The following is a 1,389-nucleotide window of genomic DNA, read 5'->3' on the forward strand; positions in this document are numbered from 1 at the left end:
GTCGACGAAGACGACGTCGCGGGAGTCGTGGTGGGCGGCGATCCAGGTGAGCGCGTTCGCGTCGATACCCCGGCCCCGGACGATCGAGATCGTGTAGTGCGGGGCGTCCACGCCGGCCGCGGTGAACCACCGGCGCATGAGGATGCCCACCGGCGTCCCGGCCCGGGCCAGGGACACCAGGACGGGTGGGCGGGCCGCGTCGAAGCCCTGCTCGGCCGCGACCAGGCCGCAGACCAGCCCGACGGCGTGCGCCAGCCGGGTGGAGGAGTCCTCGACGGCCCGGTGGAAGAGGGCGGTGTACGCCTCGTCGGGCTGGAACTCGATCGGGAGGGACTCGGCGTAGTGGGCCCGGCCCGACTGGATGGCCTGTTCCCGTTCGGCGGTGGGCGCTTCGAGTTCGGCGTGGGAGAGGTCCTTCAGCAGCCAGGCGACGTCGTCCGCGGCGTAGGACCCGAAAGCGGGGCCGTACAGCGGGTCGGCGAGGCGGGCGGCGGGTGCGCCGGTCACAGGCTCTCCTTCACGGTCAGGACGTCCACGCGGTCCGCGCAGCCGGTCAACAGCGGCACCAGGCCGGGCAGGTCCTCGTGCCCCTCCCGCAACCGGGGACCGTCCTGGGGTTCGTCCACGACGAGCACGATCCGGTCCCAGCCCTGGGGGCGGCGCACGTTGTAGGCGAAGCGGTGGCTCAGGTCCGGGTCGTCGTCCAGGGCCGGTGCGGCGAAGGTGATGGCCGAGCGCAGGGGGTACCCGTCGTCGTCGATGGCGGCGGCCGGGGAGCGGGTGGTGGTGGAGTACCGCACGGTGCGTCCGGGCTGATCGGTGAGGGCACCGGCCAGCAGCAGCGGCGCCGCCATGAACTCCTCGGTGCCCAGCACGAGCACGGTCTCGTCCGGCCCGGCCGCCAGGCCGCGGGCCGCCTCGGCCATGGCGCCGGCGAGCCGGTCGCGCTGGGCCGGGTCGATGCCGTGCCGTCCGCCGGCCGGCACGTCGAGGGTGACCGCCAGGTCGCGGACGACGGCGGAGCCCGGCTCACCCGCGGGCTCGGCGGGCAGGGCGGCCAGCAGCTCGGTGGCGGCCTGCGCCACCCCCTCGGGCAGCTTCGTGCGGCCCTTGGCGAGGGCGAGTACGTCGATCCTGGTGCCCAGCCGCTGTTCCAGCGCCTGCACCTGGTCCTGCACCTTGCGGGCGTCCCGGTGGGCGCGCATGTCCACCAGGGCCAGCACGACGTAGCGCGAGCGCGGGGCCAGCGCGTGCAGGGCCTCGATCGTGTTGAGCAGGGTCTGCCCGGTGCTGAGTTCGTCGTCGACGAGGATCAGCGGGCGGTCGCCGCCCGCGGTGTCGGTGAGCAGGCCGGCGTCGGCAGGGGCCAGCAGGTGGCTGGTGGCGTGC

General features: G+C 74.9%; 2 protein-coding genes. Both read right to left on the minus strand.

The window, feature by feature from the left end; translation table 11 throughout:
• On the minus strand, window positions 1-507 hold a 507-nt coding region (locus Q4D18_RS11670), incomplete at its 3' end, for a cysteine protease StiP domain-containing protein (protein WP_303128602.1).
• On the minus strand, window positions 504-1,389 hold an 886-nt coding region (locus tag Q4D18_RS11675; RefSeq protein WP_303128605.1), incomplete at its 5' end, for a phosphoribosyltransferase domain-containing protein. The genes Q4D18_RS11675 and Q4D18_RS11670, both read right to left, overlap by 4 nt.

Source organism: Micrococcus sp. (assembly GCF_030523875.1).
Taxonomy (GTDB): Bacteria; Actinomycetota; Actinomycetes; order Actinomycetales; family Micrococcaceae; genus Micrococcus.